Source organism: Brucella pseudintermedia (assembly GCF_008932435.1).
Taxonomy (GTDB): Bacteria; Pseudomonadota; Alphaproteobacteria; order Rhizobiales; family Rhizobiaceae; genus Brucella; species Brucella pseudintermedia.
Genome location: NZ_WBWE01000005.1, coordinates 243,061 through 256,103 on the forward strand (window position 1 = coordinate 243,061; position 13,043 = coordinate 256,103).

Sequence of the window (13,043 nt, forward strand, 5' to 3'; positions counted from 1 at the left end):
GATGCAGAATAATTCGATTTATGTAGGGCTTTCCTCGCTCATCACGCTTGAACGGCGGATGGATGCCATTGCCCATAACGTCGCCAATGTTTCCACGGTCGGGTTCCGGGGCGAGGGCACCAAGTTCGAGACCATCGTATCGAGCAAGGCCAGCGACGATGTGAGTTTTGCCACCGCAGGCAAGAGCTTCATCCGCACCGAGGCAGGCCCGATGATCAAGACCGACAATCCGCTGGATGTCGCGGTCAAGGGCGATGTGTGGATGTCGATCTCCACGCCGCAGGGCCAGATCTATACGCGAGACGGGCGCATGAACATGCTGCCGACGGGCGATCTCGTCACCGTCACCGGCCATCCGGTTCTCGATGTCGGCGGCGCGCCCATCGTGCTCAATCCGGCTGGCGGCGCGCCGAAGATTTCGAGCGACGGCGCAATCTACCAGAACGGCGCGCAGATCGGCGCCATCGGTCTCTTCACCATTCCCGCCGATGCCGACCTCACCTATGCGGGCACGTCCGGCGTGATCCCGAACAAGCCTGCCCAGCCAGTGGCCGATGACAACAGCGTGGGTGTCGTGCAGGGCATGATCGAGGGGTCGAATGTCGATGCCATGACGGAGATGACCCGCCTCATCAGCGTCAGCCGCGCCTTCGAGCAGGTCAACAATCTGCTGGCGCAGCAGGAGACCACCGTTTCTGAAGCCATCAAGACCCTGGGCTCCAGAAACGGATGACGCCTGATCTGCCGCTCTCCCGTCTTGCCGCTTTTGCCCGTCAGCAGTCGGTGGCACATAAGCCGCTCACCGGTATCGGCGGAACGGTAAGCGACGTGTCGCGTTCGGCGATTGCCGTGCGCGGGCTTTCGCGCGAGGCGCGGCTGGGCGATGCGGTGGCGATCCATGCGCAAGGCAATCAGTGCCTTGCGGAGATCATCCGGGTGGCGGATGCGCAGGTGCTGGTAAAACCCTTTGACGACCGCATCATTCCCTCGCTTGGCGCAGCGGTTTTCGAGGAAGGACCGCTCAATATCCGCCCGGCACCGGAATGGCGCGGGCGCGTCATCAATGCGCTGGGCCAGCCGATTGACGGCAAGGGCGCCTTGCAGCCCGGCACGCGGCCCATGGCGTCCGAGAGCCTTGCGCCCGCTGCGCTTCGCCGCGCGCGGGTGGATCGCGGTTTGCGCACCGGCGTCAATGTCATCGATATTTTCACGCCGCTCTGCTTCGGCCAGCGCATCGGCATCTTTGCGGGTTCTGGCGTCGGCAAGTCGACGCTGCTCGCCATGATGACGCGCGCGGCGGATTTCGACACGGTGGTGCTGGCCTTGACCGGCGAGCGCGGACGCGAAGTGCGCGAGATGCTGGAAGAAACCATGGCCGGCCATCTCGACAAGACCATCACGGTGGTTGCGACTGGCGATGAAAGCCCGATGATGCGCCGCCTCGCGCCCAACACCGCGACCGCCATTGCCGAATATTTCCGCGACCTTGGCCATAATGTCCTGCTGATCGTCGATTCCGTCACGCGCTTTGCCCATGCCGCGCGCGAGGTGGCGATTGCGGCGGAAGAGCCGCCGGTTTCGCGTGGCTATCCGCCAAGCGTCTTCAGCCAGCTGCCGCGCCTTCTGGAGCGTGCAGGACCGGGCATTACGGAAGCTGGCGGCAGCATCACCGGCATCTATTCGGTGCTGGTCGATGGCGACGATCATAACGAACCGGTTTCCGACACCATTCGCGGCACGCTGGACGGTCACATCGTGCTCGACCGGGCGATTGCGGCGCAGGGCCGCTTTCCGGCGGTCGATATTCCGGGCTCCGTTTCGCGCCTTGCAAAGCACAACTGGACGCCGGAACAGCGCAAGCTCGTCAGCCAGTTGCGGGGCATGGTCGCCCGTTTCGAGGAAACGCGCGATTTGCGCGCCATCGGCGCCTACCAGAAGGGCCATGATGGCCTTCTGGATCAGGCCGTCGATCTTGTGCCGCGTATCTATGATGCCTTGCAGCAATCGCCGGAAACCGGCCTATCGGACGATCCCTATAACGACCTTGCCGCGGCCCTGCGCGGCGACAGACAGGCGCAACACGCATGATGACGGGCTTTCGCAAGACAAAGGAAGAAAAACTCCTTGCTGACCTGACGGCGGAGGTGGAAGCCGCCGCACGGCAGGAGGGCATGAAGAAGCCGCAAAGCAAGGTGGACCGCTATCTGAAGATCGCGGCCATCACCCTTGCTGCGGGAAGCGCGATGCTGCCCTTCATCACCTATTTGCAGCGTGCCGATCTGGGCGCGCCGGAAAAGGCCGAGCGCAAGATCATCGATCCGCTCGACCGCTCGGAGCAGAAGACGGTGCGCCGCTTCCCGTCCTTCCGCCCGTCCGAACAGGTCGCGCCGAACGCCGATGTGGACGATACGATGACGGGTTCCGTCATGTCGAACGGCAAGGGTCTTCCGGGAACAGGTGCAGGCGGCGACGGCGAAGGCGGGGAAGGGCAGGCCATGCCCAAGCCGGTTTTCGCGCTGCGCGAGGTGGTCGGCGGCATGGCGATGATCGAGGATACATCCGGCTACTGGTTCGTTGAAAAGGGCTCGCTGCTGCCCGATGGCAGCCGCCTTGTTTCCATCGGTCGCGGCGCGGGCACATGGCAGCTTACGACGTCGTCCGGCGATGTGATCCAGAAGACGCCGTAAGCCCTTTTCAGAACCCCGCCGAGGGCGGGATTCCGGTCCGGTTTGAATTGAACCGTTGGAAAGGCTCTAACTGTTTGTTTTGTCGCATTTTCCAACGCAAACCGCTTCGCATTTTTGCTGGAAACGCTTTAATCAGAACTCATATTTCATGATGCGTTCGCCGCAGATCACCTCCCCCGTCATTCGGAAGCCTGTCTGCTCGTAGAGTCGCTGGGCACCATCGTTACCCGGCTGAAGGCCGAGAATGACGAAGGGGCAATCCGGCAGTTCCGACAGCAGGCCCAGCAATTGCTTGAGGGCTGCGCGGCCATAGCCCTTGCCCTGATGGCGCGCGTCGATCATGAAGCGATAGATCCAGTAGTTTCCATCGTCTTCATCAAGGGCATACATGGCGAAGCCGACCGGCTCGCCTCCGGCCCGGATAAGAAGCGGAACACAGGCCGGGTTGTCGTCCGCCTCTTCAAGGGATTCCTCATTGCTGGCCACAAAGTCCTGCTGATGCGGATGGGGATGCAGGGCTGTCACCCGCGGGTAGTCCGCCTGCCTGACCGGTTCGAGGGTCACGGCGGTATCGTCTGCAGCGCGAGGCTGTCCATTCTGTTTCATGACAGTGGGTTCCTGTAAGGCGCACGAGTTTTGGGCGTCCGGATGGACGCACGGCGCTCCAAGTTTCGATAGGATGCCCGCTGGCCGATAGGAAAACGCTTTAAACGTTCGCGCCTTGGCGCGATCCGAAACCAGCGGGCGCGGCAAATTCTGTCTTTTTCAGCATGTCGCACCTCCCGGCTCGCGTTGACGATGGCTCGCAGTTAGCCGCTTTCCTGGCATCACGCAAGTCTCGCACAAGATTCGCTGTGTAGGTTAACGAACAGTGAATAAGGATGGCGGGTAATAGTTATGGGGCCGATTCATCTCTTCGATCTGGCCGCAAGGCAGGCGCAGTGGCTGTCGGTAAGGCAGGCCACGGTTGCGGGCAATGTCGCCAATGCGAATACGCCGGATTTTCGTGCGCGCGACGTGCAGCCCTTCGCGGATGTGCTGGACAAGACGCAGCTCACCATGGCTGCCACCAGCCCCTTGCATCTGGAAGCCGAAGCCGACGGGATCGCGGCTACGCGCCTGCGCCCGGACGACATCACCGAGCAGACCCATTCGGGCAACACGGTCGATGTCGAGCAGGAAATGATGAAGGCCGGTGAGATCGCCCGCGAATATTCGCTCAACACAAGCATCGTGAAGGCGTTCCACCGCATGATGCTGTCGGTTGCGAAGGGATAGTCATGTCTTCCGATGCCTTGCAGAGCACATTGAAGATCGCAGCGTCGGGCCTTTCGGCCCAATCGACGCGTCTGCGCATCGTTTCCGAAAACATCGCCAATGCGCAGTCCACCGCCAAGACCGCCGATGCCGATCCCTATCGCCGCAAGACGGTTTCCTTCCGCACCGAGCTGGAACAGGGTACCGGAGCCGCCGAAGTCCGCATCGCGGAAGTCGGCAAGGATACGTCGCCCTTCGTCGAGCAATACGAGCCGAGCCATCCCGCAGCGGATGAGCGCGGCTATGTCCGCTATCCCAACGTCAACATGGTCGTTGAAATGGCGGACATGCGTGAAGCCAATCGTTCCTATGAAGCCAATTTGCAGGTCGTGAAACAAGCCCGTGAGCTGATTTCCATGACCATCGATCTCTTGAGGAGCACATAATGTACGACTCTATCATGAGCATTTCGGCGCGCAATGCCCTGTCGCGCCTTTCCGAGACGGTCGCCGAAAAGGGCGTGGGCTCGGCCTCCGCGCCGCAGGCGGTTCCGGCCGCTCCCGGCGCCTCGTTCGGCGAAGTCCTGTCGCAGATGACGGATTCCGTCGGCCAGAAATTGCAGGCGGCGGAGGCAACCTCCATTCAGGGCATCAAGGGCGATGCGCCGGTGCGCGATGTGGTCAGCTCCGTCATGGAAGCCGAACAGTCGCTTCAGACGGCCATCGCGATCCGCGATAAGATCGTGCAGGCCTATCTCGAAATCAGCCGTATGCCGATCTAGCGTCTGATCCAAAAGTCGCCATGCCGGGCTGCAAATGGCGATTTCTGCGTTTCCGGTGCTCACGTACCTCAAAGTACGTTGCGCTCCGGTCCTCGAAATCACCATTTTCGCCACAGCCTGCCGCTTTTTGATTCAGACTTCCAGATGAAAGATTAAGGACGCGCCATGAAAGCCCTGACGATTGCCGCAACCGGCATGAACGCCCAGCAGCTCAATCTGGAAGTGATCGCCAACAACATCGCCAATATCAACACGACCGGCTTCAAGCGTGCGCGGGCCGAGTTTACCGATCTGCTCTATCAGTCGGAGCGGACGGCGGGCGTGCCCAATCAGGCGAACCAGGCCATTGTGCCGGAAGGCGCGCTGGTTGGCCTTGGCGTGCAGACGGCGGCGGTGCGCAATCTTCATATCCAGGGCAGCTTCAACCAGACTGGCAATCCCTATGACGTGGCGCTGACCGGGCGCGGCTGGTTTCAGATCCAGAGCCCGACCGGCGAGACGCTTTATACCCGCGCCGGCGCGTTCAACAAGAATGCCGACGGCCAGCTCGTGACGCTCGACGGCAACCCGGTCGAACCGGCAATCACCATTCCGCCGGATGCTATCGAAGTGACGATCACCGATACGGGCCAGGTGTTCGCGAAATTGCAGGATCAGGTCAATCAGGTCGATCTCGGCCAGCTCACCCTTGCGAACTTCACCAACGAAGCGGGGCTGGAGCCGCTCGGTGGCAATCTCTACCGCGAAACGGAAGCATCCGGCGGTCCGCTGGTCGGCGTTCCGGGTGATCCGGGCTACGGCTCGATCAAGCAGGGCTATCTGGAAGCGTCGAATGTCGATCCGGTGAAGGAAATCACCGATCTCATCACCGCGCAGCGCGCCTATGAAATGAATTCCAAGGTCATTCAGGCTGCCGACGAAATGGCGGCGACCGTGTCGAAGAACTTGCGCTGACGGTGATGACGATGCGGCTGGCGAAAGCAATCTTACGGAAAACGGGGCTGGCGCTTGCAGGCGGATTGCTGCTCGCGGCAACAACCGGCGCGGTTGCTGCCGACCGCATCGCTTTTGTCGTGCCTTCCGCCACCGTTTATCCCGGCCAGATCGTGAGCGACACGGCGCTTCTTGAAAAGCAGTTCTTCATCAATGCCCCCGCAGCAAGCCAATATGTGCTATCGCTGGATCAGGCGGCGGGCAAGGTGGCGCGCAAGACGCTGCTCCCCGGCAAGCCGATCCTCGTTTCCGCATTGGGCGAGCCGTCTCTGGTCACGCGCGGCGTTCCGGCACCGCTGGTCTTTACAGCCGGTACGCTGACCATAACAGCCATGGGCACCCCGCTGGAATCCGGTGCGGCTGGCGATTTCATCAAGGTCCGTAACGTCGACAGCGGCATCATCGTTTCCGGCACGGTGCTGGCAAATGGTCGTATTCAGGTGGGGATGCAGTGAAGAAGACTTGCGCCGCCCTATTCACCGCTTTCGCACTCCTGTTCCAGCCCGTCGCAGGCTTTGCGGACGAGTCGTCGAAGAACGCGCGGGAATTCGGTTCCGCGGTGGATGCCGACGCCGATTGGCTGGGCTCCGGCGGCGATCCGTCGAAAATGGCTTATGCCGAACTTGGCCGGGGCAGCGCGGTCGCGCGCCTGAAGGACATTGCCACCATTCAGGGCGTGCGCGAAAACCAGCTTGTGGGCTACGGTCTTGTCATCGGCCTCAAGGGCACGGGCGACAGCCTGCGCAATTCGCCGTTCACCGAACAGTCCATGCGCGCCATGCTGGACAATCTCGGCATCAGCGCGCCGCGCAATTCCACCCGTTCCAAGAACACGGCTGCGGTCATCGTAACCGCCAACCTCCCCGCCTTTGCCGGGGCCGGTTCGCGCATCGACGTCACGGTATCGTCGCTTGGCGATGCGACCTCATTGCAGGGCGGCACGCTGGTCATGACCCAGCTTATGGGCGCCGACAACCAGATTTATGCCGTGGCGCAAGGCAATATGATCGTGTCTGGCTTTTCGGCGGAAGGCGAAGCGGCAAGTGTCACGCAGGGCGTGCCGACTTCCGGCCGCATTCCGAACGGCGCGCTGGTCGAGCGCGAAGTGGCTGGCAATTTCGGCAAGGAAAGTGAAATGATCGTCGAGCTGCGCGATCCCGATTTCACCACTGCCGTGCGCGCCGCCGATACGATCAATGTCTTCGCCAAGCGCCGTTACGGGCGCGGGGTGGCCATTGCGCGCGATGCCAAGACGATCCGCCTGTCACGCCCGAAGAACGTGCCAGCGGCGCGTTTCCTGGCCGAGCTTGAGGGTCTGCCGATCACGACCGACGAAGTGGCGCGTGTGGTGGTGGATGAGCGGACGGGGACTGTCGTTATCGGCGAGAAGGTGCGCATTTCCAAAGTCGCGATCAGCCATGGCAGCCTGACCGTCCGCGTGACGGAAACGCCGATGGTTGTCCAGCCTGAACCGTTCAGCGACGGCGTGACGGCGGTTGAGCCGAACACCGATATCGCCGTCAACCAGCAGAACGCCAAGATCGGCATCCTGACCGGCGCGAACCTTGAAAATCTGGTGAAGGGCCTGAACCAGATCGGTGTGAAGCCGACCGGCATCATCGCGATATTGCAGGCCATCAAGACATCCGGCGCGCTTCACGCGGAACTGGTGGTGCAATGACCAAGGCGCATAAATTGATCCGGTTTGGCTCGGCAGCGGCGCTGTTTCTGGCGACGTCCGTTCCCGCTTTCGCCGATCCGCCCGCACTCGGCAATCTCGATGAAATCCGCAAGTTCTGCGGCAATATCGACGATCAGGCGGCGGATGCCCGCTATGCGCTGCAAACCCGCCAGCTGACCGAGCTGAAGGCCGATGTCGAGGAGCGGATGCGGGCGCTTGAGGAAAAGCGCCGCGAATATGAAATGTGGCTGAAGCGCCGCGACGAGTTCGTCAGCAAGGCGCAGGATTCGCTGGTCGACATCATCTCGAAGATGAAGCCGGAGGCCGCAGCGGCGCAAATGGCGCTGATCGGCGACGAAGCGGCGGCGGCCCTGATCCTCAAGCTCAATCCGCGCGTTTCCAGCATCATCCTCAATGAAATGCCGCCGGAAAAGGCGGCCAAGCTTGCCCGCGTCATCGTCGGCTCGCAGCGCACCTCGACCGCGCCGCAGCCTGCCAGCGACCAGCGCGCCGCGGCGCAGACCGGGAATACGGTGCAATGAAGAACAGCATGAACAAAGCGATCCTTGCAGCAGCGACCCTCGTGCTCCTCGCCGGTTGCGCGACCAAGCCGGAGGAAATTGGCCGCGCGCCCGACCTCTCCCCGGTTGCGGCCCATCTCGGCATGGAAAACAATCCGCAGCTCAGCGGCTATCCGGTTCGCCCGAGCAAGGCGTCCTATTCGCTCTGGGACCAGCGCTCGACCAATTTCTTCAAGGACCCGCGCGCCGCAACGCCCGGCGATGTGCTGACCGTCATCATTTCCATCAATGACCGCGCCAACCTCGACAACAAGACAGACCGCGAGCGCGTGTCGAAGGGCATCTACGGTGCGGGCGGTTCCTTCGCCACGAGCAGCCTTTCGGGCGCGGCGGCTGGCGGTGACATGGACGCTTCGGTCAACACCCATTCCGACAGCAAGTCGAAGGGCAAGGGCACCATCGAGCGCAGCGAGGATATCCGCCTGCAGGTTGCAGCCATCGTCACCGATACGCTGCCCAACGGAAACATGATCATCCGTGGCTCGCAGGAAGTGCGCGTGAACAATGAATTGCGCGTGCTGAACGTCGCTGGCGTCGTGCGGCCGCGTGATATTTCCGGCAACAACACGATTTCCTACGACAAGATTGCCGAAGCCCGCATTTCCTATGGCGGGCGCGGACGACTGAGCGAGATTCAGCAGCCGCCTTACGGCCAGCAGATTCTCGATCAGGTTTCTCCCTTCTAAGGCATACCGGATATGAGCGACACGACGGCAACGGAAAAGGACGGCAAGGCGAAAAGCTCGCTGACAGGGCTTCTGGCGGCGCTCGCGATCCTGACCGTCATCGCCGGCGGCGGCGGCTGGTATCTGGGCGGCATGATTTCCGCCGACCGGCAGGCATCGGCCAGGCCCTCCGGCAAGGAAGACAAGCCGAAACAGGGTGACTTTGAATCGCGCTCCATCGGCACTGTCGTTCCCTTGCAGCCGATTGTGACCAATCTCGGCATTCCGCAGGATACGTGGGTGCGGCTTGAGGCGTCGCTGGTGGCAAAGCCCGGACATGAAATTCCAGCGGCGTTGGCGGCAAGCGTCGGCGATGATTTCCTGAGCTTCCTGCGCAGCGTCAATCTCATGCAATTGCAGGGCGCGGCGGGGCTTGCCTATCTGCGCGCCGACCTCGAAGAACGCGCGCGCCTGCGTTCGGAAGGCGCGGTCGACCGCGTCTTCATCTCGGCGCTGGTGGTGGAATGAAAAAGCTCCTTGGCCTCGGCGTCGTCCTGACGCTCGCCCTCACGGTGTCCGCACAGGCGCAGCAGCCGCTGACGCTCGACAACCTGCTTCCGGCAGGCAGCGGGGCTGCGAGCGGCCAGATCGTGCAATTGTTCGGGCTTCTGACGGTGCTTTCTATCGCGCCGGGCATTCTCATCATGGTCACGAGCTTCACGCGCTTTGCCATCGCCTTTTCGCTTTTGCGTTCGGGCCTCGGCCTCCAGACCGCGCCCGCCAGCATGGTGATGATTTCGCTTGCCCTGTTCATGACGTTCTATGTGATGGCGCCCGCCTTCGACCGCGCGTGGAACAACGGCGTGCAGCCCCTGATGCGCAACGAAATCACCCAGCAGGCCGCTTTCACTGAAATTTCCCAGCCGTTCCGGGAATTCATGCTGGGACAGGTGCGCGACAAGGATCTGCGGCTCTTTGAAGACCTCGCCGATCCGTCTTTCCGTACCGGCGATGACGGCATTGTCGATTTCCGCGTGCTGGTTCCCGCCTTCATGATTTCGGAACTGCGGCGCGGGTTCGAAATCGGCTTCCTGATTGTCCTGCCATTTCTGGTGATCGACCTCGTGGTCGCTACGCTCACCATGTCCATGGGCATGATGATGCTGCCGCCGACGGTGATCTCGCTGCCGTTCAAGATTCTGTTCTTCGTGCTGATCGACGGCTGGAATATTCTGGTCGGAAGCCTGATACGATCCTTCTCCTGACCCATTTTGATACGCTTCAAACCGCACTGACCAAAATTCCGAATGGAAATTTGCGAATCGATTAAATTTTGACGGAATAAATTAGCCTTTCTTTAATATTTGGGTTCTATCTGTCGGCTCATGGTGGGTTTCCGCGCGTTACGCGGCAACAGGCATGATGCCGCTCCACCATGCCGGTAATCTAAAATCCGGCCTGTCCCTCAGATTGTTTTTCCCAAGGGGCAAAAAACTATGGCTAGCATTCTTACAAATTCGTCGGCTCTGACCGCTCTCCGGACGCTTGCATCGACCAACAAGGCACTGGAATCGACTCAGAACCGCATCTCGACCGGTCTCCGTATTTCCGAAGCATCGGACAATGCTTCGTATTGGTCTATCGCTACGTCGATGACGTCCGACAACAAGGCCAACTCAGCTGTTCAGGACGCCCTCGGCCTTGGCGCTGGCAAGGTCGACACCGCTTATTCCGCGATCAACAAGATTAAGGATGAAGTTGACAAGCTGAAGACGAAGCTTGTTTCGGCACAGGGCGCAAGCTACGAAGACCAGATGAAGATTGCGACCGAAATCAAGACGATTCAGTCGAATATCAAGTCTTTCGCAGCAAACGCCAACTATGCAGGTTCCAATCTGCTTCAGAGCGATTCTAGCAAAGATCCGGCTGCTGCTGGCGATCCGTCCAATCCTGCCGACCTGAAGGTTGTCGCATCTTACAACCGTACGGGATCTTCCGTGACCATCGATACGGTAACGGTTTCTGCGGCTGATACACGTGTTATCGATACTGACGGTGCGGGCGCTGGCATGGTCGACGCTCTGCTCAAGGATGATTTCTTCAAGCCTACAGCCGGTACTGGTGGCGCAGCTGATGTACCAGTCGATGCAGCCGACATCAAGACCGCTCTTGAAGCTGTTGAAGGCGCTCTCGGCAAGCTGACCACCGGTGCTGCTGCACTCGGTGCGGCCAAGTCGCAGATCGACAGCCAGAAGAGCTTCCTGTCGGGTCTTCAGGACTCCATCGAGAAGGGCGTTGGTACGCTCGTTGACGCTGACATGAACAAGGAATCGGCACGTCTGTCGGCTCTGCAGGTTCAGCAGCAGCTCGGCGTTCAGGCTCTGTCGATCGCCAACTCGTCGAACCAGAACATCCTGTCGCTGTTCCGCGGCTAATCTGAGTAAACAGCAAGAGCGCCGGGTTGCCGGCGCTCGCGAGTTCTCAGGCAAATCAGGGGTTCGCATCCGAACCGGCCTGATCGGATCGGATGTCTTTGGGCGGAAAACGGGGCGCGGGATTTATTCCGCGCCCCAATTCTTTCCCGGTCTCCAGAAGCACCTGCTTTCATCCGCCGCCACTTTCGCGCAAGCTTCGCGGGCTAGTTTGCATCCATCATGATGGCGGTGGTGTCGATGCAGCAGAATTTCCAGCAATTGATCGAACAGCTCAAGGCTACGCTTGGCAAGCTTGGCGCGCGAAAACTCGTGGCGCTCGGACTTGTGGGCGCGGCGCTTATGGGCGCGATCCTCTATACAAGCATCTATCTGAGCCGCCCCTCCTACGAGACACTTTATGTCGGCCTTTCGCGCGACGACGTGAACCGCATGGGCCTCGCGCTCGGCGAGGCAGGCATTCCTTTCGATGTGAAGGCCGATGGCTCGTCCATCCTCGTGCCCATCGGCAAGGCGGAAAACGCCCGCATGTATCTGGCCGAAAAGGGCCTGCCGACCTCCAATAATGCCGGTTATGAACTCTTCGACAATATGGGGTCGCTTGGCCTCACCTCGTTCATGCAGGAAATCACCCGCGTACGTGCGCTCGAAGGCGAAATCGCCCGCACCATCCAGGCCATTCGCGGGGTGAAAGCAGCCCGCGTCCACATCGTTCTGGCCGAAAAGGGTTCGTTCCGCCGTGGCGACCAGAAGCCGTCGGCCTCGGTCGTCATCCGCGCCGAAGGCGGCTTTGCCGCCGAATCCGCCCAGTCCATCCGCCAGCTGGTCGCCGCTGCCGTTCCCTCGCTTGATGCCTCTGCCGTGACCGTTCTCGACACCAATGGCCGGCTGCTGGCGTCAGCAGGCGAAGCCGCCAATGGCGCGGCGCTGATGACCGCCTCGCTGGAACAGCAGGTCGCCGGCAACGTGGATGACAGCATCCGCAAGGCGCTGGCGCCCTATCTTGGGCTGGGCCATTTCCAGACAAGCGTTCAGGCCGTGCTCGATACGGACCGCCGCCAGACCAACGAAACGATCTTCGATCCTGAATCCCGCGTCGAGCGTTCGGTGCGCGTGGTCCGTGAAAGCGGCGATTCCCGCAACAACCGCAACGACAACGCAACCGGCGTCGAACAGAACATTCCGCAGGAAGAAATCCAGAACCGCAACGGCGAAAGCTCGTCGGAAAAGACCGACCGCCGCGAGGAGCTGACCAATTATGAAATGAACAGCAAGACGGTTTCCACCGTCAGCGACGGCTACACTGTCAAGCGTCTGTCCATCGCCGTTGTCATCGATCAGGCGCGGCTTCTGGAAACCGCAGGCACCACGCCGCCGCCCGCCAATTTCGTCGACCAGCAGATCGCCAAGATCCGCGACCTCGTGGCAACCGCTGCCGGTCTCAATGCCGATCGCGGCGACGTCATCAACGTGACGGCAGTCAACTTCCTCGATCCTGCCGGTGCCGATATGGAGCCGGTCTCCACGCCGTGGACCGAAACCGTGCTTCGCCAGAGCGGTTCCTATGTCAATGCGCTTGCCATCCTTGCCGCTGTCGGCCTCCTGATCTGGTTCGGCCTGCGCCCGCTGCTGCGTGACCAGACTGCCAAGCCTGCGGGCACGGAAGTCGCTATCCGCGAGACAAGCGAAGTGGCCGCGCCCGATTTCGTCGGCGGTCAGGCGGCAGGCGAGGGCGTACAGGCCGTCATTGGCGGGCCGGAAGCCTATGCCGACCAGATGAAGACCAGCCTCAGTGATCTTCGCCAGCGCATGCGCATGCCCGCAAAGCTGCGGCTGGAACAGATGATCGACATGGATGAGGAGCGTGTCGCCGCAGTTCTCAAGCAATGGATTCACGAAACCGCTGCAAGCCGCGAGGCCCAGCCCGTGCAGGCTTCGGTCATGCCGGAGCTTGAGGCGGCCTGAC

At 61.1% G+C, this 13,043-nt stretch carries 16 protein-coding genes; 15 read left to right on the forward strand and 1 reads right to left on the reverse strand.

Features of this window, described 5'->3' with window-relative positions:
* Position 1 precedes the first annotated feature (1 nt).
* The 3 genes from flgF to F9K78_RS09050 are packed head-to-tail and all read left to right on the forward strand — an operon-like array spanning position 2 to position 2,687.
* Positions 2 to 733, forward strand: a complete 732-nt coding sequence (flgF, locus tag F9K78_RS09040; protein WP_121985410.1) for a flagellar basal-body rod protein FlgF — start codon at positions 2 to 4, stop codon at positions 731 to 733.
* Positions 730 to 2,088: a flagellar protein export ATPase FliI gene (gene fliI, locus F9K78_RS09045; protein ID WP_121985409.1), complete on the forward strand. Its 1,359-nt coding sequence runs from the start codon at positions 730 to 732 to the stop codon at positions 2,086 to 2,088. The genes flgF and fliI overlap by 4 nt, the downstream gene beginning before the upstream one ends.
* A complete protein-coding gene (locus tag F9K78_RS09050) occupies positions 2,085 to 2,687 on the forward strand; it encodes a hypothetical protein (RefSeq protein WP_121983496.1) in 603 nt (200 codons plus the stop codon). Before fliI ends, F9K78_RS09050 begins: the two co-directional genes overlap by 4 nt.
* Before the next feature lie 132 nt (positions 2,688 to 2,819).
* On the opposite strand, the gene F9K78_RS09055 is transcribed toward F9K78_RS09050, so the two are convergent.
* Positions 2,820 to 3,293: a GNAT family N-acetyltransferase gene (locus F9K78_RS09055; protein WP_121983497.1), complete on the reverse strand. Its 474-nt coding sequence runs from the start codon at positions 3,291 to 3,293 to the stop codon at positions 2,820 to 2,822.
* Between the two features lie 291 nt (positions 3,294 to 3,584).
* Between F9K78_RS09055 and flgB the strand changes: the two genes are divergently transcribed.
* The 12 genes from flgB to fliF all read left to right on the forward strand — a co-directional run bounded on the left by flgB (position 3,585) and on the right by fliF (position 13,042).
* Entirely contained in the window at positions 3,585 to 3,965 is a 381-nt protein-coding gene (flgB, locus tag F9K78_RS09060; RefSeq protein ID WP_112591979.1) for a flagellar basal body rod protein FlgB, read from the forward strand.
* Positions 3,966 to 3,967: 2 nt separating this feature from the next.
* A complete protein-coding gene (gene flgC, locus F9K78_RS09065) occupies positions 3,968 to 4,390 on the forward strand; it encodes a flagellar basal body rod protein FlgC (RefSeq protein WP_112591981.1) in 423 nt (140 codons plus the stop codon).
* Positions 4,390 to 4,725, forward strand: a complete 336-nt coding sequence (locus F9K78_RS09070; protein WP_025091738.1) for a flagellar hook-basal body complex protein FliE — start codon at positions 4,390 to 4,392, stop codon at positions 4,723 to 4,725. Before flgC ends, F9K78_RS09070 begins: the two co-directional genes overlap by 1 nt.
* A 165-nt stretch (positions 4,726 to 4,890) precedes the next feature.
* Positions 4,891 to 5,679, forward strand: coding sequence for a flagellar basal-body rod protein FlgG (gene flgG / locus F9K78_RS09075; protein WP_112591984.1), 789 nt, complete (start codon positions 4,891 to 4,893; stop codon positions 5,677 to 5,679).
* A gap of 11 nt (positions 5,680 to 5,690) precedes the next feature.
* Complete coding sequence (gene flgA, locus F9K78_RS09080; RefSeq protein ID WP_121983533.1) at positions 5,691 to 6,173, forward strand: flagellar basal body P-ring formation chaperone FlgA; 483 nt, start codon at positions 5,691 to 5,693, stop codon at positions 6,171 to 6,173.
* The gene (locus tag F9K78_RS09085) at positions 6,170 to 7,399 is read left to right on the forward strand and encodes a flagellar basal body P-ring protein FlgI (protein ID WP_121985408.1); all 1,230 of its coding nucleotides are present in this window, start codon (positions 6,170 to 6,172) and stop codon (positions 7,397 to 7,399) included. The genes flgA and F9K78_RS09085 overlap by 4 nt, the downstream gene beginning before the upstream one ends.
* A complete protein-coding gene (locus F9K78_RS09090; protein WP_121983499.1) occupies positions 7,396 to 7,941 on the forward strand; it encodes a MotE family protein in 546 nt (181 codons plus the stop codon). Before F9K78_RS09085 ends, F9K78_RS09090 begins: the two co-directional genes overlap by 4 nt.
* The gene (gene flgH, locus F9K78_RS09095) at positions 7,938 to 8,666 is read left to right on the forward strand and encodes a flagellar basal body L-ring protein FlgH (protein ID WP_121983500.1); all 729 of its coding nucleotides are present in this window, start codon (positions 7,938 to 7,940) and stop codon (positions 8,664 to 8,666) included. The genes F9K78_RS09090 and flgH overlap by 4 nt, the downstream gene beginning before the upstream one ends.
* 12 nt (positions 8,667 to 8,678) lie before the next feature.
* Positions 8,679 to 9,173 carry a flagellar basal body-associated FliL family protein gene (locus F9K78_RS09100; protein WP_121983501.1) on the forward strand — a complete coding sequence of 165 codons (495 nt, stop codon included), beginning with the start codon at positions 8,679 to 8,681 and terminating at the stop codon, positions 9,171 to 9,173.
* On the forward strand, positions 9,170 to 9,910 hold the full coding sequence (gene fliP, locus F9K78_RS09105) for a flagellar type III secretion system pore protein FliP (RefSeq protein WP_121983502.1): 741 nt from the start codon (positions 9,170 to 9,172) through the stop codon (positions 9,908 to 9,910). Before F9K78_RS09100 ends, fliP begins: the two co-directional genes overlap by 4 nt.
* Positions 9,911 to 10,141: 231 nt before the next feature.
* Complete coding sequence (locus F9K78_RS09110) at positions 10,142 to 11,080, forward strand: flagellin N-terminal helical domain-containing protein (protein ID WP_121985407.1); 939 nt, start codon at positions 10,142 to 10,144, stop codon at positions 11,078 to 11,080.
* A 222-nt stretch (positions 11,081 to 11,302) separates the two neighbouring features.
* A complete protein-coding gene (gene fliF, locus F9K78_RS09115; protein WP_121983534.1) occupies positions 11,303 to 13,042 on the forward strand; it encodes a flagellar basal-body MS-ring/collar protein FliF in 1,740 nt (579 codons plus the stop codon).
* Position 13,043 lies beyond the last annotated feature (1 nt).